The organism is Streptomyces coelicoflavus, from assembly GCF_045041415.1.
In the GTDB taxonomy this organism is placed as follows: Bacteria; Actinomycetota; Actinomycetes; order Streptomycetales; family Streptomycetaceae; genus Streptomyces; species Streptomyces coelicoflavus.
Genome location: NZ_CP108218.1, coordinates 1805451 through 1829228, shown reverse-complemented (window position 1 = coordinate 1829228; position 23778 = coordinate 1805451). Strand labels below are relative to the sequence as shown.

Below are 23778 nucleotides of genomic sequence, written 5' to 3'. Positions count from 1 at the left end.
CCCGACCCGCCACGCCCGCCCCCACCCGGAGCACGTCGTGATCGACTACTACTCGACCTCGGCCGAGTTCTACGAGCTGGTGGCCACCCGGCACACCGCCAGCAGCGGCCCCCCGCTGACCCGCGTCCTCACCGGACTGGACGTGTCCCACGGGCCCGTTCTCGAAATCGGCGCGGGCACCGGACGCGTCACCGAGGTGATCGCCTCCGCCCTGCCCGGGGCGGAGATCCTCGCGGCCGAGCCGTCGGCCACCATGCGCGCCATGCTCACCTCCCGGGTCGCCCGCGACCCGGATCTGCGCCGGCGCGTGACCGTCGTCGACGGAGCCGCCCAGGACCTCGTCCTGCCCGAACGGCTCTCCGCCGTCGTCATCTTCGGCGTGGCCGGCCATCTCACCGCCCCCGAACGCGTCGCCCTGTGGAAACGGCTCGCGGACCGCCTTCCGGACGGCGCGCCCATCGTCGTGGAGCTGATGGGGGTGTCCTCGCCCCGCGTCGTCCCACCCGTGATGTCCCTCAGGGAGACCATCGGGCGCCAGACCTACGAGTGGTGGATCGGCGGAGAGCCCACCGAGGGCGACGCCATGCGCTTCACCACCACCTGGAAGGTGCTGCGCGACGGCCGCACCGTGCGCGAGGTCTGTGACACCTACGACTGGCACACCTTCGACGTCGCCCGGCTGGCCCGCGAGGCCGGTATGACCAGCCGCCGCATCACCGAGGCGGGCGGCAGGCCCATCCCCGAAATCGGAGTACTCGTCAAGTGAAGTCACAACCGCCCGAGCCCGGCCCGGACCCGGCAGCCCCGGACACCGCCGCCGGCGGCACCGGCACCCGCGTCACCCCGCCGCCGCTGCGCGCACTCGCCGAACCCGTTCGCGGGCGACTCGCGATCGCCGTCGGCCTCCAAGCCGTGGCCGCCCTCGCCGGAGTGGTCCCCTTCATCGCCGTCTCCCGCATCGCCGAGCGGCTCACCGGCGCGTCCCCGGCCGACGGCGACGCCCTGTGGCCGCTAGTGGTGCTGGCCTGCTCGTCGGGCCTCGTCGCCCTGGTGTGCGGCACGGCGGCCGGCGCCCTCGCCCACATCGCCGACAACGACCTCCAGCTCACCCTCCGCCGGCGGCTCGCCCGGCACATCGGGCGGCTGCCGCTCGGCCGGCTCACCGACCGGGGCACCGGCGAGGTCAAACAGGCGGTGCAGGAGGACGTGAGCGCGCTGCACACCCTGTTCGCCCACACGCTGCTCGACGTCGTGGCGGTTCTCACCGCCCCCGTCCTGGCACTGGCCTACCTGCTCACGGTCGAGTGGCGTCTCGCCCTCGTCAGTGTGGTGCCCCTGCTGCTGGGCGTGTTCCTGTTCAGCCGGGCCATGGCCGGCGCGGCGGCACAGATGGCCGAGTTCGGTGCCGCGGTGGGCCGGATCTCCGTCGCCGCCGTGGAGTTCGCGTCCGGCATCGCCGTCTTCAAGAGCTTCGGGCGCGGGCACAGGGCCCACGAGCGTTTCGTCCGCGCGACCGAGGGCTTCGCCGGCTTCTTCTCCGGCTGGGTCCGCTCCACCCTGGTCAGCTCCACCGCCGCGATCCTGGTCGTCGCACCGGCCGTGGTCCTGCTGCTCCTGACCGTGCTCGGCGCCCTGCTCGTCACCCGGGACCGGATGACCGGCGCCGAACTCGTCCCCTTCCTGCTGCTCGGCCCCGCCGTCGCCGCACCCATGGGTGTCGTGGGCCCCCGCATCCAGCAGATCCGGGCCGGTCAGGCCGCCGCCGTACGCATCACGGAACTGCTGCACGCCCCCACCCTCCCCGAGCCCACCGACCCCGCCGTGCCCGACGGCCACCACATCTCGATGCGCGGGGTGTCCTTCACCTACGACGGGCGGACCGACGTCCTCAGCGGCGTCGACCTCGACCTCGCCCCCGGCACGGTCACCGCACTGGTGGGCCCGTCCGGTTCCGGCAAGTCCACCCTGGCGTCACTGCTGCCCCGCTTCCACGACGTCACGGCCGGCACGGTGACCCTCGGCGGCGTCGACCTCCGCGACATCCCCGCGACCGAGCTGTACCGCCGGGTCGGCTTCGTCCTCCAGGACGTACGGCTGCTGCGGGCGAGCGTCGCCGACAACATCCGCCTGGGCCGCCCCGACGCCACCGACGAGGAGGTCGAGCGGTGCGCCCGCGCCGCCCGCGTACACGAGCGGATCACGGAGCTGCCCGACGGCTACGCGACCGAACTCGGCGGGACCGTCACCCTCTCCGGCGGCGAGGCGCAACGCCTGTCCATCGCAAGGGCGTTGCTCGCCGACGCCCCCGTCCTCGTCCTCGACGAGGCGACCGCGTACGCCGACCCGCACTCCGAGGCACTGATCCAGGACGCGCTGTCCGCGCTCGCGGCCGGCCGCACCCTCCTCGTCATCGCCCACCGCCTGTCGACCGTCCGCTCCGCCGACCGGATCGTGGTCCTGGAGGACGGACGCGTCACCGAACAGGGCAGGCACGACGACCTGCTGGCCGCCCGGGGGCGCTACGCCGCGCTCTGGGAGGCCCAGCACACCGCGGGCCCGTTCGAGAGCGACGGCACACCGCACCACCGGCCCGCGACGACGGGGACCGGCCGCGCGGCGGACGACATCCGAGAAGGAAGTGCACGATGATCCGTCAGCTCTACCGCGTCCTGGGACCCGAAGGCTCCCGTCCACTGAATCGGCTGCTGATCCTCCAGTCGGGCGCGGCCGTCCTCCAGGGCGTCGCCTTCGCCCTCCTCGTGCCCGTCCTCGAGACCCTGCTCGGCACGGACCCCGACGACGTGTGGCCCTGGTTGTCGGCGTTCGCCGGCTGCGTACTCGCCCACGCGGTGCTCCAGGGTGCCGCCCTGAGCGGCGGGTTCACCGTCGGCTCCACGCTCTCCCGGGTGCTGCACCGCCGACTGGCCGACCAGGCGCTGCGGCTGCCGCTGGGGTGGTTCACCGCCGGCCGCACCGCCGAGTTCAGCAGGCTGGCCGGCCAGAACGTCATCCAGGTGATGAGCACACCGGCCCACCTGCTGCGCCCGTTCATCACCTCCCTTCTCACCCCGGCGACGCTGGTCGTCGCCACCTTCTTCCTCGACGTCCGCACGGCCTCGGTGCTCCTGGTCTGCGCGCCCGTGCTGTTCGCCGTCCAGCAGGGCAGCGGTGCGCTGATGCGCCGACTCGACCTCGGCCGCGACGCCGCGATCGGTGAATCCGCCGACCGGGTGCTGGAGTACACCCGCAACCAGCCGGTCCTGCGGGCGTTCGGCCGGACCGCGGAGGGGTACGGAGCGCTGGACGACGCCCTGGTGGGCGAGGCGCGCGCCGACCGGCGCCTCATCGTGCGCGGCCTGCCCGGCCTGGTCTCCTTCACCTTCGCCACCCGGCTCGTGTTCGCCCTGCTGCTCGCACTCGGGGTGTCCTGGCAGCTCGGCGGGTCACTGACGGTGCCCACCCTCCTGGCGCTGCTGGTCCTGCTGGTCCGCCTCATCGACAGCGTGTCGTCCGCCGCCGAGGCCGGCGCGGGCCTGCGCATCGCCCGCAACACCCTGGAACGGCTCGGCGCGGTCCTCGACGAACCGCCGTTCCCGCGGCCCGCCGAGCCGAAGACCCCCCGCGACGCGAGCGTGGAGCTCACCGGGGTCGGCTTCCGCTACGACGACGGGACGGCCGACGGAGCTTCGGGGCGCCCGGTCCTCAACGACGTGACCTTCCGTCTGCCCGAGCGCGGCATGACCGCCCTCGTGGGGCCCTCCGGCGCCGGCAAGTCCACGGTCGCCGCACTGATCGCCCGCTTCCGGGACACCACGGAGGGCACCGTCCGCATCGGCGGCGTCGACGTGCGCGAGATCGCGGCCGACGACCTGGCCGCACACGTCTCCCTCGTCTTCCAGGACGTCTACCTCTTCGACGGAAGCATCGAGGACAACGTCAGGATCGCGGCCCCGGACGCCGCCCCGGAGGAACTGGCCACGGCCGCGGCCCTGTCCGGGCTCGACCGCGTGATCGCGGAGCTGCCCGACGGCTGGGACACCAGGGTGGGGGAGGGAGGCGCGCGGCTGTCCGGCGGACAGCGCCAGCGCGTGTCCATCGCCCGCGCACTGCTGAAGGACGCTCCGATCCTCGTCCTCGACGAGGCCACCGCCGCACTCGACCAGGAGAACGAGGCGCTCTTCGCCGAGGCCGTGCGCACCCTGGCCGACCGCAAGACGCTGCTGGTCATCGCGCACCGGCTGAGCACCGTCGTGCACGCGGACCAGATCCTGGTCCTGGAGGACGGCGAGATCACCGAGCGAGGCACGCACGACGACCTGGTCACGGCAGGCGGAACCTACGCGTCCTTCTGGCAGCGGCGGGCACGGGCCCACGGCTGGCGACTGGAGGCGGCACGGACATGACCCCACACCCCGCACCAGCGACCCACCGGACACCGCCGCAGCGTCAGAGGGAAGGCACGACAGGATGAGCACCGACCTGAGGAACACGGGGAACACGGGGAACACGAGAGACATGAGGAACATGTGGGACTCGTGGGCGAGTTCCGTTCCAGCACTCGTACACGCGAGCACCCTGGAGCCCTGCCCCGACCTCGCGGCCGCCGCCACCCGCCTGGCCCAAGCCGCCCTCGCCGACCAGTACATGGTCTACGAGGCGGCGGGCGGCGTCTGGCACTTCGCGGCGGGCTCCGCCGTGCACCTCACCGCGCACCCGGCCACCATCACCGCGCGGGCGGCGGGGCGCACCTGGACCTCCCCCACCGACGGCAGGCCACTGACGGCGTTCGCCGACGCACTGACCGCCCTGTCCGCGGCGCACGGCGCGCACGACGGCGGACGCCGTCACTTCTACGGCTGGGCGGCCTTCGAACTGGCCCACCTCCTCCACGCCGACCCCGGGGCCGCCGGTGACGGACCTCTGCTGCACGCCCTGATCCCGGCCGTCGAGGTGACCCTCACCGACGACCGGACCGTGGTCCGCGCGGTGGACGAGGCGTGGCTCCGCAAGGTCGCCGACCTGCTGGCGGAGCCGACGCCCCGGCAGCTCCCGCCGGACGGGACGACTCAGGACGGGACCACTCCGGACGGGACCACTTCGGACGTGACCGAGCGGATCGTCGCGGCCGGCACCGCCGCCTACGGCGGCGCGGTGGCCCGAACGGTCGAGGACATCCGTGCCGGGCTCCTGGAGAAGGCCGTCGTCTCCCGGAAGGTCCCGCTGCCCGCCGGACCACCCGTGGACTTCCCCGCGACGTACCTCGCCGGCCGCCGGGCCAACACACCGGCCCGCTCCTACCTGCTGGACCTCGGCGGCCACCGGGCGGCCGGGTTCAGCCCGGAGACGGTCCTGGAGGTCGGGGAGAACGGCCGCGTCAGCACCCAGCCGCTGGCCGGCACCCGCGCCCGCGGCACGGACCCGGCGGAGAACGAGCGCCTGCGCGCGCAACTGCTCGCCGATCCCAAGGAGATACACGAGCACGCCGTGTCGGTACGCCTGGCCTGGGACGAGATGACCGCCGTGTGCCGGCCCGGGTCCGTCGCCGTGGAGGAGTTCATGGCGGTCCGGCCGCGCGGTTCGGTGCAACACCTCGCCTCGCGGCTGACCGGCCGGCTGCGGCCCGAGGCCGGACCGTGGGACGCCTTCGCCTCCCTCTTCCCCGCGATCACCGCCACCGGTGTCTCCAAACGCTCCGCCCTCCAGGCACTGGCCCGCCATGAGCAGGGACCCCGCGGTCTCTACGCCGGCGCGGTCTTCCGGGGGAGCACCGACGGCGACCTCGACGCCGCCCTCGTCCTGCGCACCCTCATCGGTGAGGGCGACGCGACGTGGCTGCGCGCGGGCGCGGGAGTCACCGCTCAGTCCAGCCCCGAACGCGAGATCGAGGAGACCTGCGAGAAACTCCGCAGCGTCGCCCCGTACCTGAGGTACACCACGGGCTGACCGCGGTCCGCCGACGGAGTCGCCGCTGTGCTCCCGTCGAACGGGCCTGCGCGCGAGACCGCCCGGGCAAGGGGCCCGGGCGGTCTCGCGCGGTGGGGTTCAGCGTCCCGTCACGGTGGTGAGGGGGTCGTGCTCGTGCGCGCAGCTCTCGTCGAAGCCGTGCGTGTCCCAGGCGGGGAAGGGGTCGGAAGCGGGCAGGGCTTCGCCTTCCCGGACGAGGCAGTCGGTCAGGGCGGCCCGCAGCGGCTCCGCGTCCAGCCGGGTACCGATGAACACGAGTTCCTGGGCGAAGGGGCTGTCGGCGTCACGTGCGGAGGAGGGCTCGAAGCGCGCCACCGACCCGGCCTGCGACCACAGTCCCGTCACACGGGGCCGGCTGGCGAGGGTGAAGAAGCCCTTGGACCGGAGGACCTGCCCGTAGGCGCCGCCGTCCAGCGACTCCGTCACGAACGTCCACAACCGCCCGGGGTGGAAGGGCGTTCCCGAGCGGAAGACGGTCGACGAGATGCCGTACTCCTCCGTCTCGGGAACGTGGTCGCCGTTGAGCTCCCTGACCCAGCCCGGGGCCTGTTGTGCCCGCTCCAGGTCGAAGCGGCCGGTGCCCAGGACCTCGCCCACCGGTACGCGGCCCCGCACGGCCGGCACCACGCGGGCGGCGGGGTTGAGGCGGGCGAGGGTGGCCAGCAGCCGGTCGGCGGACGCGGTGTCGACGAGGTCGAGCTTGTTGAGGACGATGACGTCGGCGAACTCGATCTGGTCCATCAGCAGGTCGCTGACCGTCCGTTCGTCGCCGTCGTACTGGTCCAGGCCCCGCTCGGCCAGCTCGTCGCCTCCGGCCAGCTCCGGCAGGAAGTTGGCGGCGTCCACGACCGTGACCATCGTGTCCAGCCGAGCCAGGTCGCCGAGGGTGGCGCCGTCGTCCCGGGCGAAGGCGAAGGTGGCCGCCACCGGCATGGGCTCGGAGATGCCGGAGGACTCGATGAGGAGGTAGTCGAAACGCCCCTCGCGCGCCAGCCGGTCCACTTCCTCCAGCAGGTCGTCGCGCAAGGTGCAGCAGATGCACCCGTTGGTCATCTCGACCAGGCGTTCCTCGGTGCGGGACAGGGCGGCCCCGCCGCCACGCACCAGAGTGGCGTCGATGTTGACCTCGCTCATGTCATTGACGACGACCGCGACGCGCAGACCCTCGCGGTTGCCGAGGACGTGGTTGAGCAGGGTGGTCTTTCCGGCGCCGAGGAACCCCGACAGGACGGTGACGGGGAGGCGCCGCGAGGGGGCGTGGGTCATGCCGGGGTCAGCCTTCCGGACGGAGGAGACCGCGCTCGTACGCCTTGGCCAGCCGCTGCGGAACGAGGTACGGCACGCCGTCCACCGTGACCGTCACCAGCTGCGGCGTCGTGGCCTTCCACTGGGCGCGACGGTGCCGGGTGTTGCTGCGCGACATCTTGCGTTTGGGTACGGCCATGGGAACCTCCGGTGCGATCGGTGAGCGAGGCAGAGGCTACATGAAAATGGATGTCATTACGATCGCCGGATCGGCGAGGACCTTCGGACGGGGCCGAAGAAGTGCCGCTCCAGGTTCCGCTGCCCCTTGAGGGCGAGTGGACGGGGGCCCGGCGACGACGGCCGCCGAGCCCCTGCCGGCGTCAGTGGAAGAGCTTCTCCACGAACGCGTCGAGGTTGCCGCGCAGGCGCTCGATCTGCTGCCCGACGGTGAGGGACTCCTCCATGCGTCCGCCCGGGGCGGCCTTCTTCCTGCCCCGTACGTACAGCGAGCAGTCCAGGTCGGAGCAGATGTACAGGCCCACCGAGTTGCCTTCGCGGCCGGCCGGGCCCGCCTTGGCGGCGGTCATGAGGGACACACCGCTGCCGGGATGTGTGGTCAGGCACAGCGAGCACAGGCTGCGGCGCAGGAAGCCGCGGTTGCCCGAAGTGGTGCGCAGGGACAGGCCGACGAGTTCATCGGCGCGTTCGACGACGAGATACCTGCGATCGGGCGCGGAGAGATCGAACCAGCCCAGGAAGTCCAGGTCGTCCCAGTGGTCCAGGTCCGCCAGGTTCTTGGGCAGGGGCATGCGCTTGGCCTCGCCCTTGGAGCAGTTGACGAACGAGGTACGGATGTCGTGCTCGGTCAGGGGTTTCACGGAGGGATCCTTCGAGGGAGTGAGAGGGACGGTGGTGGGACACGGCGCCCGGCTCGCTAGGCCGGTGCGTCGTCTCCGGCGTGGCGCGGCGTCGTCCTGCGCCGCACGACGAGGCCCGCCACCAGGGCGGCGAGCAGCAGGACGCCCGCCGAGCACCGGTAGGCGACGGAGAAGCCGTGCACCATGCCCGCGTCGAGGGCCGCGCCACCGGGGGCCGGATCGTGCGCGTGGACGTAACGGCCGGTGGCGCCGGTGGCGACGGTGTTGAGCAGTACGGTGCCCAGCGAAGCGCCCATCTGCTGAACGGAGTTGAGGACGGCCGAGGCCACCCCGGCGTCCCGCGCGGGCACGCCGGCGGTGGCCGTCGCGTAGACCGGCATGAAGGTCAGGCCCATGCCCAGGCCGAGCAGCAGCAGGGCGGGCAGTACCTGCGGGACGTACCGCGCGTGCACGGTCAGGTTGCTGAGCAGCAGCATGCCGGCGGCGGCCAGCACCATGCCGGACGACATCAGGGCGCGCGGCGCCGTGCGGGGCAGCAGGCGGGCCGCGATCTGGGTCGAGCCGACGACGATACCGGCCGAGATCGGCACGAAGGCCAGGCCCGTCCGCACCGGCGGATAGCCGAGGACGACCTGAAGGTAGTAGGTCAGGAAGAGGAAGACGCCGAACATGCCCACGGTGGCCAGGCCCATCGTCGCGAGCGATCCGGCCCGCACACGGTCCTTGACGATGCGCAGCGGCAGCAGGGGATGCGCCGCACGGCTCTGCCACCGCACGAAGGCGGCGAGCAGGAGCACGCCGGCCACGAGCAGCGTGACCACGGACGGGCTGGACCAGCCGCGGGGTTCGGCCTCGCTGAAGCCGTACACGAGGGCGACGAGCCCGCCGCAGCCCAGCAGCGCGCCCGGCACGTCCAGGTGCCCACCGCGGCGGCCGGAGCGGTCGCGCAGGAAGACCGGTGCGCCGAGCAGGGCGGCCAGCGCGATGGGCACGTTGACGTACAGGGACCAGCGCCAGGTCAGGTACTCGGTCAGCAGGCCGCCCACGACCAGTCCGACCGCGCTGCCGCCGCCGGCCAGCGCACCGTAGACCCCGAACGCCCTGGCCCGCTCCTTGGGGTCGGTGAACGTCGTCGTCAGCAGCGACAGGGCCGAGGGCGCCAGGATCGCCGCGAACGCACCTTGCAGGGCCCGGGCCGCGAACAGCATCCCGGGACCGGCCGCCGCGCCGCCGAGCGCGGAGGCCGCGGCGAACCCGGCCAGGCCGATGACGAAGGTGCGCCTGCGGCCCACCAGATCGGCGATCCGGCCGCCGAGCAGCAGCAGCCCGCCGAAGGCCAGCGTGTAGGCGGTGATCACCCACTGCCGGTCGGCGTCCGACATGCCGAGCGCGCTCTGTGCGGAGGGCAGCGCGATGTTCACGACGGTGCCGTCGAGGATCACCATCAGCTGGGCGAGGGCGATGACGGCCAGCGCCCACCAGCGCTTCGGATCCGGTGCGGGTGCGGGTGCCCCGTGGTCCGGGGAACGGTCGGTGGACGTCGCACCGGTGGCCCTGGGTGCGAGGGACGGGAGGGATTCCCCTCCGGGACGTTTCCTGCTCATGGAGATCACGCACGTTTCGTGTCGAAGTGCCGTCGGGACAGCCGGCCGGGGACGGTCGCGGTGGTGACGACGGGCCGGTGCACACAGCACGGGGACACGGCAGGGCGGTGGGGCAGCGGGAACCGCGGACAGCACCCGGGGCCTGCCTCACCGGCCGTGTGTCGTCCACGCCGGAGCTCTTGACGGCCGTGAGGCGGGAAACGCCGGATCACGGGATCAGCAAGAGAAGGGCCCGTCTTCGGGCACGCGCCCCCGCGGTCGGCGCGGCGACGAACCGCGCGGGCCAGGACGTCTCGTGACGCGGCGTCTCAGGAAGACACCGAGGACAGGAAACGGGAGGGGGGAGGAGTTACCGCGTGCCGCAGAGGAGGGAGGACACACGGCCGGAGACAACTATGGCCGCAACGCAGTCTGCACGGTCCATGTCTCTCGCCTCCTTCCGGGCAGGGCACGCGGTGCGTGTCGACGCCGAGCGCGCCGAGCGGGGCGGCAGTCAACCTGCCGCGCGGAATCCCGCACAGCGTATCCCACCGGCCGAACCGCGCGACCGGATTTTCCGACCGGTCCCGGCACACCCCGAGCCCGCGGAAAACCACAGGGGCCGGGGTGCGGGAAACCGTACGAGTCCGACGGCTACCCGCATACCGGCACTGAGCAGGGACTTCTAGCTTGACCAATGGATCGCGGCACCGGCTCGCGGCGTGCGCTTCGTACTTGGAGACCTCGACATGAACCACATCACCCTGGCGCTGCCACAGGAACCCGCCGACGGCATCGCGGGATGGGCCGCCGACCTGGTGGACGCCATGGGCGGCCCGGGCGCGGGCCTGGCCATCGCCCTGGAGAACCTCTTCCCGCCGCTGCCGAGCGAGGTGATCCTGCCGTTGACCGGTTTTGCCGCCGGACAGGGTGTCATCAGTCTCTTCTCGGCCCTGTTCTGGACCACGCTCGGGTCCGTGCTGGGTGCCGCCGTCCTCTACTGGATCGGTGGGCTGGTCGGCCGTGAGCGGATGTACGCGATCTGGTCCGTGCTGCCCCTGGTCAAGACCTCCGATCTGGAGCGGACGGAGGCGTGGTTCGCCAAGCACGGCACCAAGGCCGTCCTCCTCGGCCGCATGGTGCCGATCTTCCGCAGTCTGATCTCCGTACCGGCCGGCCTCGAGCGCATGCCGCTGCCGACCTTCCTGACGCTGACCGCTCTGGGCAGCCTGATCTGGAACACCGTGCTGGTCATGTGCGGTTACTGGCTCGGCGACCAGTGGGAGACCGTCGGTGACTACGTCGGTGTGGCCAGCAAGGGTGTCCTGGTACTGGTGCTCGCCGCACTGGCCTTCTACGTCGCGGTCCGGTTCCGTTCCCGCGGCACCGCTCAGCACCGCCGTACGTCGTGACCGGCCCCGTTCTCGCACCGACCGAACGATCTTGCCCGGGGTGCGCGGCGCGACTACGCTCGGCGACCGTGCAGGGGGAACCGGCGGACATGACCACCCAGCACTTCCCGACGGCCCCAGGAACCACGCTGCCGGGCGGTGAGACCACGGCGGATCCGTCGCCTGCGCTGCCCCTGCGGGTGGCCGGAGTCCTTCTCGGCTGCCCGACCGCGCTGTTGGGACTGCTGTACTTCGTCGTCGCCGGCACCCTGCTCGGTCCGGCCCTGCTGTGGCCGCGCACCCGGCGGCGGGCGTTCGTCGTCCTCACCGCCGGGGCCCGACGGCTGACGGCCCTCGAGCGGCGTCGCCGTTCCGCCTTCTTCGGGGACCGCTTCCCCGCGCGGCCGGTGCCCGACCAGCGCGTCCTGCGCTACCTGGCCGCCCGCACGTACGCCGGCCTGATCACCGGCGTCGTGGTCGGCCTGCTCGGGTTCGGCGTCCTCCTCGCGGGCCTGCTCGTCGCGTCCCTCGTCCGGGGCACCCTGGGCTGGTGGGAACTGCTCGGCCAGGTCCTGCTCGGCGGGGTGCTGCTCTTCCTGGACGTGCAGGGACTGTTGTCCCTGGGGGCCCTCGACGCGCGGCTGGCCCGGGAGTGCTTCGGCCCCTCGGAGCGCGAGCTGATGGAGCAGCGCATCGACGAACTGGCCACCAGCCGGGCGGCGGTGCTCCAGGCCGTCGACACCGAGCGCCGGCGCATCGAACGGGACCTGCACGACGGGGTGCAGCAGCGTCTGGTGGCGCTGGCCATGCTCCTCGGACGAGCCCGCCGCGGCGGCCGTACGCCCGAACAGGCACGCAGTCTGGTGGAGCAGGCCCACCGGGAGTCGCAGGAGGTCCTGACGGAACTGCGGGAAGTGGCCTGGCGGGTGTATCCGACGGCGCTGGACAACCTGGGGCTCCGGGAGGCGCTGGCCGGGGTGTCGGAGCGGTGCGGCATTCCGCTGCGGACCGAGTTCGCGCTCGACGGGCCCCTGCCCGCCTCCGTGGAGACCGCCGCGTACTTCGTCGTGTCGGAGTCGGTGACCAACGCCGCCAAGCACTCCGCCGCCACGGAGATCCGGGTGAGCGTCCGCACGTACGGGCCGGTCCTCGTCGTCCGGGTCGAGGACGACGGCGTCGGCGGCGCGAGGCCGGAGGGCAGCGGGCTGACCGGGCTGCACAGCCGGGTCCGCGCCCTGGACGGCCGACTGCACGTCCACAGCCCCCTCGGGGGGCCCACCACGATCACCGCGGAGCTGCCGTGCGCGTAATGCTGGCCGAGGACTCGACCCTGCTGAGAGAAGGGCTGGTCCGGCTGCTCACCGAGGAGGGCCACGAGGTCCCCGCCGCGGTGGGCGACGCCGTCGCCCTGCTGCGCGAGGTCGAGGCCCAGCCGCCGGACCTGGTCGTCGTGGACATCCGGATGCCCCCCACCCATACGGACGAGGGCCTGCGGGCGGCGCTGGAGATCCGCGAGCGGTGGCCCGGCGTCGGGGTCCTGGTCCTGTCCCAGCACATGGAGCGCAACTACGCGGCGCAGCTGCTGACGTCGAACGCGGAGCGGGTCGGGTACCTCCTGAAGGACCGGGTCGCCCAGGTGGAGGAGTTCCTCGACGCGCTGGAACGCATCCGGGCGGGCGGCGCCGCGCTCGACCCGGAGGTCGTACGGCAGTTGGTGATCCGTACCACGCACACCGACCCGCTGGCCCGGCTGACCCCCCGCGAGCGCAGCGTCCTGGAGACCCTGGCGCAGGGGCACACGAACGCGGCCATCGCGGAGAAGCTGCACATCTCCCTGAGCGCGGTGGAGAAGAACCTCAACATGATCTTCGACAAGCTCGAACTGGCGCACACCACCGGCTACAACCGCCGGATCCTGGCCGTACTCCGGTACCTGGAGTCCTGACGCCCGGCATGCCGGGCGCACTCGACATGCCGGGCGCCGGAGAGTGGGCGGTCACGTCATGCGACGGCGGTGCCCTCGAGCTCGACCGTCTGGCCGGGGATCGCCAGCCGCGTCACCCCGAGCATGGTGGTGGTCGGCGCGACGCCGGCGGCGCCCAGACGGCCCGCCAGCACACCGTAGTGCTGGAAGAGCAGATCGACGTCGGTCGTGTAGACGTTCAGCCGGACGAGGCTCGAGAGGGTCATGCCCGCCTCGGCGAGCACCGCCTCGACGTTGTCGACGGCCAGCGCCAGCTGCGCCGCCATGTCTCCGTCGTGCTCGGGCCTGCCTTCCTTGCTCATCGCCGTCTGGCCCGAGATGTACAGGGTGCGCGAGTGCCCGGAGACGACCTCGCCCTGGTTGAATCCCATCCCGACCGACCACGACACCGGGTTGACCGCGTTGCGTTGCATCGCCGTATCCGCTCCGTTCTTCTCACGGCACCGCGCATGCCGCCCATCGCTTGGGCGACCGCCGTGCTCTGACGTCGTGCGACGAACCCTGGCAGGAATACGTGACACCTTCGGTCATGTATTTCGCTACGGTTTCCCCCATGCGCGCCGACCGGTTGGTCTCCCTGGTCCTGTTGCTGCGTCAGCGCGGCCGGACGACCGCGGAGACGCTCGCCCGTGAGCTGGAGGTGTCGACCCGGACGGTGCTGCGCGACATGGAGGCCCTCTCCGCGGCGGGGGTCCCGGTCTACGCGGAGCGCGGGCGGCACGGCGGGTTCGCGCTGCTGCCGGACTTCCGGACAGCGCTCACCGGCCTGAGCCACGACGAGGCGCTCGCCCTCGTGGTCGCCGGATCACGGCGCGGTGCGCAGCTGTTCGGTCTGGGATCGGCGCTCGCCTCAGCCGTGCTGAAAGTGGTCGACGCGCTGCCCGAGGGGCTGCGGGACACCGCCGCCGGAGCGGCCCAGCGGCTGCTCATCGACCCGGAGACCGACCTCCTCTCGCGTCGCGTGGTCCCCGAGGAGGTCCCGGACTCCATCGCCGCGGAGGTCCGGCGGGCGGTGTTCGCCGGGCACAGACTGCGCATCTACTACGAGGCAGTCGGCCGGCCCCCGACGTGGCGCACGGTGGACCCGATCGGCCTGGTCACCGTCAGGGACCAGGGCTACCTGCTGGCCAAGCGGGGCACCGAGGACCGCACCTACCGGTTGAGCCGGGTCCTGGCGGCCGAGGAACTCGGCGAAGTCGCGCAGCGTTCGGACACGGTCGACCTGGACCGGGCCTGGCGCGAACGCAACGTGCGGTTCCGGACCGGCGGCGACACCACCGTCGTGGTGGTCCGCGTGGATCCCGCCCGCCGGGAGCACCTGGTCGCGACCGCCCTGGAAGTCCTCTCCGAGGAGACCGACGAGGACGGCCGGCTCCGGCTGCACGTCGTCTTCCAGGACGCACGGCACGCGGAGTGGGCGCTGTGGGAGCACGCCATGGACGCGGAGGTGGAGGCCCCGCAGTGGCTGCGCGCTGCCCTGCGCGACCGCGCGACGGTGATCGCGGCCCGCTATCGGTCACCGACCTGAGCTCTCCCCACCCCTGCGAGGGCGCCATGTTGGTCACCAGCCTGGTGATCGTCAGCAAACCGGCAGGTGCCCAGCCGTGGCTGGACGGCCCCGGGCCACCGCCGCCGTTGCGGCGGTGGCCCGGGGCCGTCAGCGGTGTCGTGCTGGATCAGGTGAGGGTCCAGCGTTGGTTGCTGCCGTTCGTGCAGGAGTAGAGCTGGATCTGCGTGCCGTTGGCGGTGCCGGTCCCGACGGCGTCGAGGCAGAGCCCGGACTGGACGCCGACGATGGATCCGTCGGAGTTGACGCGCCACTTCTGGTTGTCGCCGCCCCAGCAGCTGTAGATCTGGACCTTGGCGCCGTTGCCGGTGCCGGCGGCGTCCAGGCACTTGTCGCCGTAGACCCGGAGTTCACCGGCGTCGGTGTACGACCACTGCTGGTTGCTGTTGCTGTGGCAGTCCCACAGCTGGACCTGGGTGCCGTCGCTCGTGCTGGCGTTGGGCACGTCCAGGCAGCGGCCCGAGCCGACGCCCTTGATCTGTCCGCCTTCCACGGGCGGCTCCGGCTCCGAGGAGCCGCCGCCGTTGAGCGCGTCGAGGACGGCGGTGTAGGCGGCCTTCTTGCTGCCGTCGTTGTTGAACAGCAGCGGCGTTTGCTCCGAGCGCCAGGAGTCGCTGTCGCGCACACCCCAGACGGTGATGCCGAGGCAACGCGACACGGCCAGGCAGTCGTTGACCACGTTGGCGTAGGTCGTGGGCGAGGCACCCTGGATGTCGAGCTCGGTGACGGCCACGTCGACGCCGAGGGCGGCGAAGTTCTGCAGGGTGGTGCGGAAGTTGCTGTCGTAGGGACTGCCGCTGTTGAAGTGCGACTGGAAGCCGACGCAGTCGATCGGCACGCCGCGCTGCTTGAAGTCCCGCACCATGTTGTACATGGCCTGGGTCTTGGCCCAGTTCCAGTTCTCGACGTTGTAGTCGTTGTAGCAGAGCTTGGCCGACGGGTCGGCCGCGCGGGCCGTGCGGAAGGCGACCTCGATCCAGTCGTTGCCGGTGCGCTGCAGGTTGGAGTCGCGCCGGGCGCCCGAACTGCCGTCGGCGAAGGCCTCGTTCACCACGTCCCACTGGGCGATCTTGCCCTTGTAGTGGGCCATCACGCCGTTGATGTGGCCGATCATCGCCTGGCGCAGATCGTTGCCGCTGAGGTTCTGCATCCAGCCGGGCTGCTGGGAGTGCCAGGCCAGGGTGTGACCGCGCACCTCCTTGCCGTTCTGCACCGCCCAGTTGTAGACGCGGTCGGCGGCGCTGAAGTTGAACTGGCCCCGCTGCGGTTCGGTGGCGTCGATCTTCATCTCGTTCTCGGCCGTCACCGAGTTGAACTCACGGTTCGCGATCGACGCGTACGTCGAGTCGCCCAGCCTGCCCGAGGCGACGGCGACACCGAAGTAGCGGCCGCTCTGCGCCGCCGCTGCGCCGAGCGTGCTCTCGGCGGCCTGTGCGGTCGACGGCGTGACCAGTGCGGTGGCCGTAGCGGTGGCGCCGACGACCAGCGCCAGCAGCAGGCCACGGAGTTTCCGCCGGACGGCGGATCTGGGGAGGGCGTACGAGCCCATTGACGTGCCTCCAAAGTGGACATCACGGAAGGACTGGAGCGTGGGGCGGGCCCGGCCGGTACGGATTGCCCCGAGGGCTTGCGCTGTTCGGGATGCCGATCTGCGGCCGGGGTTCCAGACAGGATGATTGAGCTGTTGATGATGCATCGTCAAGACTTGTTGCGGGAAAAGTTTCTGTTCTGGACCCGAAACTTTCGAAAGCCTGGCAAGTCGGTTGCTGAACCCTGGAGATCACCCCTGATGGGCGTCGCTGGGTCAAGTTGATGGGTCACGTATCAGCCATCGGGTGGCGTGACGTGCGACGTTCTGCCCGCAGAATCTCACGAATGTTTCGACATCGATGTCGACGTGTGCGAGGGGTATTGACGTCATTCGCCGGCTCTCTATCATTCAGGCTGCTCGACACTTCGACAGACATTCGATATGTCGAACAAGTGACATGCCCCTGACAGGATTCGGTGCTCTCTTCGTCTCGAGGTTGAGGAAGTCCCCATGCTCAGAGGAAGTTTCAGCCGCAGACGTCCGTCTGTGGCGCTCGCCGCCGTGGTCGCGGTCCTGACCGCGGTGGCGGCGATGCTCGTCGCCACCGCCCCGGCCCGGGCGGCTGACAGCGGCGCCCTGCGCGGCGCCGGTTCGGACCGGTGTCTCGACGTGGTGGGCGCCGAGCAGACCAACGGCACGTACCTGCAGATCTACGACTGCTGGGGCGGGACCAACCAGCAGTGGACGCTGACGGATTCCAGCCAGTTGACCGTGTACGGCAACAAGTGCCTGGACGTCCCGGACCACGCCGCCACGGCCGGTACCCGGGTACAGATCTGGAGCTGCTCCGGCGGTGCGAACCAGCAGTGGCGGGTGAACTCCGACGGCACGGTCGTCGGCGTGGAGTCCGGGCTGTGCCTGGACGTGAAGGACAACGGCACGGCCAACGGCGCGGCGGTGCAGCTGTGGACGTGCAACGGCGGCAGCAACCAGAAGTGGACCGGTCTGACCGGGACGCCGCCGACGGACGGCACGTGCGCCCTCCCGTCGACGTACCGGTGGTCCTCGACGGGGGTCCTGGCCCAGCCGGCGAACGGATGGGCCGCGGTGAAGGACTTCACCACCGTGACGCACAACGGCAGGCACCTGGTCTACGCGTCGAACGTGTCGGGGTCGTCGTACGGCTCGATGATGTTCAGTCCCTTCACGAACTGGTCGGACATGGCGTCGACCGGCCAGACCGGGATGAGCCAGGCCGCGGTGGCGCCCACGCTGTTCTACTTCGCGCCCAAGAACATCTGGGTGCTGGCGTACCAGTGGGGTGCGTGGCCCTTCATCTACCGCACGTCGAGCGACCCCACCAACCCCAACGGCTGGTCCGCGCCGCAGCCGCTGTTCACCGGGAGCATCTCCGGCTCCGACACCGGGCCGATCGACCAGACGCTGATCGCCGACGGCCAGAACATGTACCTGTTCTTCGCCGGTGACAACGGCAAGATCTACCGGGCGAGCATGCCGATCGGGAACTTCCCGGGCAACTTCGGCTCGTCGTACACGACGATCATGAGCGACACTAAGGCCAACCTGTTCGAGGGCGTACAGGTCTACAAGGTCAAGGGCCAGAGCCAGTACCTCATGATCGTCGAGGCGATGGGTGCGAACGGGCGCTACTTCCGCTCCTTCACGGCATCGAGTCTGAACGGCTCGTGGACCCCGCAGGCCGCCGGCGAGAGCAACCCCTTCGCGGGCAGGGCCAACAGCGGCGCCACCTGGACCAACGACATCAGCCACGGTGACCTGGTCCGCGACAACCCCGACCAGACGATGACCATCGACCCCTGCGACCTGCAGTTCCTCTACCAGGGCAAGGACCCCGCGGCGGGCGGCGAGTACAACCGGCTGCCGTGGCGGCCGGGCGTCCTCACCCTGCGGCGCTGACCCGCGTCGTCCATGGTGGGAGGCACCCCGGCCGGCCGCCTCGGCCGGGGTGCCTCCCACCGCGCCCGGGCGCGGTGGTCATGTCGGCCGAGCCCTCGGCCCGTGCGGAGGCTGGACTCGCTCGGTGGCGACAGGCCTCTCGCAGGGTGCGGGGGCTCGCAGTGCCACGACGGCCACGTCGTCGCCGTCGGCGGGGACCGTTGCCAGGAGGGTGACCAGACTGGCGTACCGCAGCAAGGCGCGTCGGCGTTCCTCGGCGGGCGCGTTGGTGCAGGCGATCCGGTGCTCGGTCCGTGCGTGATGGCGACGGCCGTGAGCGCCGCGTCGAAGGCTTCGAACCGATGGTCTTCAGGGGCCCGTCCTGGCTCATGCGCACCACCGATACCGGTTGGTCACCAGCCTCGCCGTCAGTTCCGACGGGAGTGGGTCCTCCGACGGGTCCCGCGATGCGGCCGACCGGGGCGCGGTGACACCGGGCCGAACCCGTCCTTCATGGTCACGCCGACCGTGACGGGCTCCCTCTCGGCCGCGGGTTCGAGTCGTCCCTCGGTGCGGGGCGGCGGCGCCCTTGGACTTCGGTCGGACCGGACGGGCGGGTTCAGTGCTGGAAGGCGAGGAGCTTGGCGATGCCGTTGCGCTGGATCTCGGAGGTTCCGGTCAGCACGCGGAACATGCGGATCTTGCGGAACAGGTACTCCACCTCGTTGCCCTGCGTGAGCCCCTCCTTGCCGTGGATCTGCACGGCCTGGTCGAGGATGCGGAAGGCGGCCTCGCCGACGAACAGCTTGCACATGAACGCCTCGGCGGGGACCTCCCGGCCCTGGTCGAGGGCGGCGAGCGCGGCGTAGGTCATGGAGCGCGCGGCGTACAGCTCGGTGGCCATGTCGGCGACCTTGTGCTGGATGGCCTGGAGCATGAGCAGGGGCCGGCCGGAGACCTGGCGGGTGCGGGTCCGGTCCAGGGTGAGCCGGAGGGCGCGGCGGGTGGCGCCCAGCACGGTGGGGCAGTGCAGCAGGCGGTTGGTGGTGACGCGGCCCAGCGCGATGCGCATGCCCGCGCCCTCCTCGCCCAGCAGGTTCGCGGCGGGGACGTAGCAGTCGTCGAGGACGACGTCGCTCTCGATGTGCTCGCCGGACATCGGCGTCGCGCCGTCCTCGACGCGGCAGCCGGGGCTGTCGAGATCCACGAGGAAGGCGGAGAAGCGGGGCTTGTCGCCCTCCTGCTCGCCGGTCCCGGCCATCCGGGCGACGACGATCGCGAAGTCGGCGAAAGGGCCGGCGGAGGAGAACACCTTGTGCCCGGTCAGCCGGTAGCCGTCGCGGTCGCCGTCGGTGTCGCGCACGGCGACGGTGCGCATGGAGCGGACGTCGGACCCCGCGTCGGTCTCGGTGAGGGAGAAGCAGCAGGCCCGTTCGCCGCGGATCAGTGGCCGCAGGTAGGTGTCCAGCTGGTACGCGGTGGCGTGCTTGAGGATGTCGCCGGCGCGCAGCGGCCCGCCCATGTCGCCCAGCACACAGTGGGACAGGACGCGTCCGGACGCGCCCACCTCCTCCTTGAGGGCGGCCAGTTGGGTGTACGTGAGGGCCTGGCCGCCGTACTCCTCGGGCAGGTGGATGCCGTAGAACCCCAGTTCGCGGCTGCGCCGCCAGACCGGTTCGAGGTCGGCGCGGGTGAGGCGGGTGGCGCGGGTGATGCCGCGGTCGCGCTCGTAGTCGGCCAGCTCGCCGTCCAGGTAGTCGCGCAGGCGCTCGACCAGTTCGGCGGTGCGCGGGTCGTCGTGGGTGGGGTGCAGGGAGAAGGTCACTGCGGAACTCCAGGGGAGGTGCGGATCAGTTGACGCGGAGGGCGGTGTCGGCCCAGTACGGTTCGCGGACGGCCTTGCGGTCGAGCTTGCCGTTGCGGTTGTGGGGGAGCGAGGCCGTGAACTCGACGGAGCGCGGCTTCTTGAAGCGGTCCAGGCGGTCGGCGCAGAAGGCGATCAGCTCGTCCGCGGTGGCCCCGGACCCGGCCCGGCGGACCACGACGGCCTTGACGGCCTCGCCCCACTGCTCGTCCGGGACGCCGACGACACACGCCTCCTGGACGGCGGGGTGCTCGTAGAGGGCGGCCTCGACCTCGGTGCAGTAGATGTTGAAGCCGCCCGAGATGATCATGTCCTTCTTGCGGTCGACGAGGAAGAGATAGCCGTCCTCCCGCATCCACGCCAGGTCGCCGGTGTGCACCCAGCCGTCGCGGAACGTCTCGGCCGACAGCTCCGGCTCCCGCCAGTACTCCCGTACGCAGTCGGGTCCGCGCACGATGACCTCGCCGACCTCGCGCGGGGCCAGCTCCCGGCCCGCCTCGTCGACGACGCGCAGCTCGGTGTCGTACATCGCCCGGCCGCACGACTGGAGCAGCTCCGCGTCCTCCTTCACGGCATGCGCGATCTCCGCGCCGCTCAGGCCCGCGACCACGCTGGTGGTCTCGCCGAGGCCGTAGCCCTGGGCGAGAACGGGGCCGAAGAACTCGACCGCGTCGCGCAGGCGTCGCGGGGAGATGGGCGCGCCGCCGACGCGCACGCTGGTGAGGGAGGAGAGGTCGTGGCCGCCGGCCCCGGGGTGGGCGAGGACCGTGTTCACCATGGCCGGCACGAGGAAGGTGGCGGTGATGCGTTCCCGCTCGACCGTCTCCAGGAAGGCCTTCGGACTCCAGGCCGGCAGGACGTACGTCGTCGAGCCGCCGAAGACGCCCGCCAGCAGGCCCATTCCGGTGGCGTGGGTGATGGGGCCGCAGGCGAGGTAGCGGGTGCCGGGGCGGGGGCGGGACTCGTCGGACATCAGCAGCTTGCGCATGTTGGCGAGCCGGTTGCCGACGGTCTGCACGGCGGCCTTCAGGGCCCCGGTGGACCCGGAGGTGAAGTTCAGGACGCAGGGCGTGTCCTCGTCCACCTCCACCGGGCCCCCCACGTCGTCGCCCTCCTGGAGGAGGGCCGGGTACGGGATCTCGTCCGGGTCCTGGTCCGCCGGTGCGTCCAGCGGTACGGGCAGGCAGCCGGTGCCGGACGCGGCGATGGCGGCGAGGGCGTCCTCGCGGTGGGCCGCGTCGAAGATCAGGGCGCGGACCGGGGCGTAGCGCAGGATGTGCTCCACCTCGCCCCGGCCGAGGCGTGCGTTGATCGGCGCGCGGGTCAACCCGGCCTTGTACAGGGCGAACTCCACCTCCACCAGCTCGCCGCGGTTCCAGGCGAGCGAGGCCACCGCGTCGCCGGGGCGCAGGCCGCGGGCGGCGAGGGCGGAGGCCAGGCGGTCGGTCGCACGGTCCAGTTCCGCGAAGGTCCAGGAACGGTCGCCGCAGACGAGGGCCGGGGATTCGGGCCAGTAGCGGGCACTGCGGGTCAGGTAGGTGCCGAGATTCATGGGGCCTGCTTCCGTGAACGAAGACGGAGACTTCTGGGCTTCTGGGCCTCTGTGTTGAGGTGCTGCGAGACCTCAGGAATTTAACAATGAGGCTGTTTACATACAGAGTGTTCAATAACTTCTGGAGTGTCAAGAGTCTCCTACACTGGGCACCGCACCGCACCGGGCCGGACGATCGAGGAGGGGCTCATGGCCGAGGACAGACGGACGAGGCGGTCACGCCGTGCCCTGGGGGCGGCCCTGATCGAACTGGTCCTGGAGCGCGGCTTCACCGCGCTGACGGTGGAGGACATCACCGAGCGGGCGGACGTGGCCCGCGCCACCTTCTACGCCCACTTCCGGGACAAGGAGGACCTGTTCGCCCGCGTGACGGCCGACCTGCTGGCCGGGCTCTCCGAGCGGCTGGCCCCCGCGGTCGCCGACAGCGCGGTCGGCTTCACCGGCAAGCCGGTCCTGGAGATGCTGCGGCACGCGCGCGAGGAGCGCGACCTGTACCGGATCGTGCTGCGCGGCGAGGGCGACGGCAAGCCGCTCCAGATGTTCTCCGACGCCTGCGCACGCGCGACGGCCGAGGAGTTCGGCGCCCGAGCGGAGCGCAACGCCGTGGAGCCGCGCATCGACCCCGAGCTGCTCGCCCGGGTGTGGGTGGGCGAGCAGCTCGGCGTGCTGCGCTGGTGGGTGGAGCAGGAGACGCCGTCCCTGCCCGCCGAGGAGGTCGTGCGGATGCTGCTCGACCTGGCGATGCGCGGACGCTACTGGGCCAGCGGCTTCGAACCCTCCGTCTGAGGAGCCGGGTTGGGGCGCCGCGCGTCGCGCTCCGGCCGGATGGCGGCCAGGGCGAGGAGCCCGCAGACCAGCATGACGGCGGCGGACAGCAGGAAGGCGTGGGCGTAGCCGGCGCCGGGGGAGTCGGCGGAGTCCAGCAGGTGCCCGGTGACATACGGGGCGACGAGGCCCGGGAGGGTGCCGGTCGCCGCGACGACGCCGAACACCGCCCCGCGCTGCACCGGCGGGACGACGGCGGACGCGGTCATGTAGTGCAGCGGGAAGACGATGGCGTGGCCGCCGAACGCCAGGCCGAGCAGGACGAGATGGGGCGCCGGGCCGTCGACGAACGGAAGGGCGGCCATGGCCAGGGCCGCCAGGAGCACCGCGATCCCCTGCGGGGCGCCGCTCGTCCAGCGGGCGGAGCGGCCTCGGCGGCGCAGCCGGTCCACCAGCGGTGGCACCGACAGCAGCAGCACCAGGCTGAACGCGGAGATCGCGCTGATCACGGCGGCGGCGCCGCCCGGCGTCAGTTCGAGCCGGGTGCGCAGGTAGACGGGCAGCCAGGCGTGGCTCAACGCCAGCGCCCAGGAAGCGCCGAACGCCCCGGCGATGCTGCCGAGCACCGTGCCGTTCAGCAGCAGCCGCCGGTACGGCAGCCGCTCCGGCGGTGCCGGGGCCGGGGCTGAGGCCGGAGCCGGAGCCGGAGCCGGAGCCGGAGCCAGGGTGCCGTCGCGGTCGTGCGGAGCGGGGGCGTGGTCGCGCGGAGCGGAGGCGTGGTCGCGCGGTGCCCGGGTGCCGGGGCCCGGCGCGCGGTCCTCGCCGTAAGGGCCGTCGTGCCCCACCTTCCACCAGACCAGGCTCCACACCGCGCTCGTCACCGCGAGCACCACGAAGGCGGAGCGCCAGCCGAAGGCGGTGATCAGCCAGGTCACGACCGGCGCCGCGAACAGCGTGCCCAGCGCCGCACCGCTGATCTGCAGTGCCGACGGCAGGCCGCGCAGGTTCGCGGGGAACCACTTGTACAGGGCGTGCATCGACATCGAGGCCGCCGGGCCCTCCGCCGCGCCGAGCAGCACCCGCCCCGCCACCAGCGCGGGCACCGACGCCGCGAACAGCACCGGCAGTTGGGCGACGGCCCAGACGGCGGCCATCGTGAACAGCAGGACCCGGCTGGAGACGCGCGCCGACACGAAGCCGACGACCAGCCCGGACAGGCTGAACAGCAGGGCGAACGAGCTGGAGATCATCCCGTACGTGCTGTTGCTGATCCCCGGTTCGTCCATGATCGGCACGGCCGCCAGGCCCAGGACGGACTTGTCCGCGTAGTTGATCAACATGAACGCGACGATCATCGCGGTGATCAGCCAGGCCCGTCGGCGGTCGAACGCCGGGCGGCGCGGGGGTGCCGTGACGGGCTCACGCGGCGGCGCGGGCGTGGACGGTTCGACCATGGGGCTCTCCTGCGGTTCTGGAGGAGGGACTCTGTCCCCCGATGTCGAACAGGTTGTACGTTAGTGGCGTCATTGTTCAAGAC

19 protein-coding genes are annotated in these 23778 nt (G+C 71.8%); 10 read left to right on the top strand and 9 right to left on the bottom strand.

Annotated features, from left to right (window positions below; genetic code table 11):
• Positions 1–37: 37 nt before the first annotated feature.
• From OHA99_RS07975 to OHA99_RS07960, 4 genes are all read left to right on the top strand, one after another.
• Complete coding sequence (locus OHA99_RS07975; RefSeq protein ID WP_153181713.1) at positions 38–766, top strand: trans-aconitate 2-methyltransferase; 729 nt, start codon at positions 38–40, stop codon at positions 764–766.
• Complete coding sequence (locus OHA99_RS07970) at positions 763–2649, top strand: ABC transporter ATP-binding protein (protein ID WP_405694937.1); 1887 nt, start codon at positions 763–765, stop codon at positions 2647–2649. Before OHA99_RS07975 ends, OHA99_RS07970 begins: the two co-directional genes overlap by 4 nt.
• Entirely contained in the window at positions 2646–4403 is a 1758-nt protein-coding gene (locus OHA99_RS07965) for an ABC transporter ATP-binding protein (protein ID WP_381499993.1), read from the top strand. The genes OHA99_RS07970 and OHA99_RS07965 overlap by 4 nt, the downstream gene beginning before the upstream one ends.
• 112 nt (positions 4404–4515) lie before the next feature.
• On the top strand, positions 4516–5943 hold the full coding sequence (locus tag OHA99_RS07960) for a salicylate synthase (RefSeq protein ID WP_405694934.1): 1428 nt from the start codon (positions 4516–4518) through the stop codon (positions 5941–5943).
• Between the two features lie 99 nt (positions 5944–6042).
• Here OHA99_RS07960 and OHA99_RS07955 read toward each other — a convergent pair whose 3' ends face one another.
• The 4 genes from OHA99_RS07955 to OHA99_RS07940 all read right to left on the bottom strand — a co-directional run bounded on the left by OHA99_RS07955 (position 6043) and on the right by OHA99_RS07940 (position 9691).
• The gene (locus OHA99_RS07955; protein ID WP_405694932.1) at positions 6043–7230 is read right to left on the bottom strand and encodes a GTP-binding protein; all 1188 of its coding nucleotides are present in this window, start codon (positions 7228–7230) and stop codon (positions 6043–6045) included.
• A gap of 7 nt (positions 7231–7237) precedes the next feature.
• On the bottom strand, positions 7238–7408 hold the full coding sequence (gene rpmF / locus OHA99_RS07950; RefSeq protein WP_007387878.1) for a 50S ribosomal protein L32: 171 nt from the start codon (positions 7406–7408) through the stop codon (positions 7238–7240).
• A gap of 181 nt (positions 7409–7589) precedes the next feature.
• Entirely contained in the window at positions 7590–8087 is a 498-nt protein-coding gene (locus OHA99_RS07945; protein WP_153177495.1) for an FBP domain-containing protein, read from the bottom strand.
• Between the two features lie 56 nt (positions 8088–8143).
• Positions 8144–9691 (bottom strand): MFS transporter, encoded by a 1548-nt coding sequence (locus OHA99_RS07940; protein WP_405694930.1) that lies wholly within the window; start codon positions 9689–9691, stop codon positions 8144–8146.
• Between the two features lie 728 nt (positions 9692–10419).
• Between OHA99_RS07940 and OHA99_RS07935 the strand changes: the two genes are divergently transcribed.
• The 3 genes from OHA99_RS07935 (at position 10420) to OHA99_RS07925 (ending at position 13006) form a co-directional block, all read left to right on the top strand.
• Positions 10420–11082 carry a DedA family protein gene (locus OHA99_RS07935; protein WP_405694928.1) on the top strand — a complete coding sequence of 221 codons (663 nt, stop codon included), beginning with the start codon at positions 10420–10422 and terminating at the stop codon, positions 11080–11082.
• Between the two features lie 89 nt (positions 11083–11171).
• Positions 11172–12371 (top strand): sensor histidine kinase, encoded by a 1200-nt coding sequence (locus OHA99_RS07930; RefSeq protein WP_405694926.1) that lies wholly within the window; start codon positions 11172–11174, stop codon positions 12369–12371.
• Positions 12371–13006 carry a response regulator transcription factor gene (locus OHA99_RS07925; protein WP_153181711.1) on the top strand — a complete coding sequence of 212 codons (636 nt, stop codon included), beginning with the start codon at positions 12371–12373 and terminating at the stop codon, positions 13004–13006. Before OHA99_RS07930 ends, OHA99_RS07925 begins: the two co-directional genes overlap by 1 nt.
• A gap of 56 nt (positions 13007–13062) precedes the next feature.
• Here the strand turns inward: OHA99_RS07925 and OHA99_RS07920 are convergent, their stop codons facing one another.
• A complete protein-coding gene (locus OHA99_RS07920) occupies positions 13063–13458 on the bottom strand; it encodes a RidA family protein (RefSeq protein ID WP_405694925.1) in 396 nt (131 codons plus the stop codon).
• Positions 13459–13598: 140 nt separating this feature from the next.
• On the opposite strand from OHA99_RS07920, the gene OHA99_RS07915 reads away from it, so the two are divergent.
• A complete protein-coding gene (locus OHA99_RS07915; RefSeq protein ID WP_381503217.1) occupies positions 13599–14573 on the top strand; it encodes a helix-turn-helix transcriptional regulator in 975 nt (324 codons plus the stop codon).
• A gap of 148 nt (positions 14574–14721) precedes the next feature.
• On the opposite strand, the gene OHA99_RS07910 is transcribed toward OHA99_RS07915, so the two are convergent.
• On the bottom strand, positions 14722–16161 hold the full coding sequence (locus OHA99_RS07910) for an endo-1,4-beta-xylanase (RefSeq protein ID WP_153177490.1): 1440 nt from the start codon (positions 16159–16161) through the stop codon (positions 14722–14724).
• Between the two features lie 492 nt (positions 16162–16653).
• Between OHA99_RS07910 and OHA99_RS07905 the strand changes: the two genes are divergently transcribed.
• Positions 16654–18081, top strand: a complete 1428-nt coding sequence (locus OHA99_RS07905; RefSeq protein WP_366472455.1) for a non-reducing end alpha-L-arabinofuranosidase family hydrolase — start codon at positions 16654–16656, stop codon at positions 18079–18081.
• Between the two features lie 598 nt (positions 18082–18679).
• Here the strand turns inward: OHA99_RS07905 and OHA99_RS07900 are convergent.
• Both OHA99_RS07900 and OHA99_RS07895 read right to left on the bottom strand, forming a co-directional pair.
• The gene (locus tag OHA99_RS07900) at positions 18680–19885 is read right to left on the bottom strand and encodes an acyl-CoA dehydrogenase (protein ID WP_366472456.1); all 1206 of its coding nucleotides are present in this window, start codon (positions 19883–19885) and stop codon (positions 18680–18682) included.
• A gap of 25 nt (positions 19886–19910) precedes the next feature.
• Positions 19911–21476 (bottom strand): class I adenylate-forming enzyme family protein, encoded by a 1566-nt coding sequence (locus OHA99_RS07895; RefSeq protein WP_153177487.1) that lies wholly within the window; start codon positions 21474–21476, stop codon positions 19911–19913.
• A 189-nt stretch (positions 21477–21665) separates the two neighbouring features.
• Between OHA99_RS07895 and OHA99_RS07890 the strand changes: the two genes are divergently transcribed.
• Complete coding sequence (locus OHA99_RS07890; RefSeq protein WP_153177486.1) at positions 21666–22262, top strand: TetR/AcrR family transcriptional regulator; 597 nt, start codon at positions 21666–21668, stop codon at positions 22260–22262.
• Here the strand turns inward: OHA99_RS07890 and OHA99_RS07885 are convergent.
• Complete coding sequence (locus OHA99_RS07885; RefSeq protein ID WP_405694921.1) at positions 22229–23695, bottom strand: MFS transporter; 1467 nt, start codon at positions 23693–23695, stop codon at positions 22229–22231. The two genes, OHA99_RS07890 and OHA99_RS07885, sit on opposite strands and share 34 nt — an antisense overlap.
• Positions 23696–23778 lie beyond the last annotated feature (83 nt).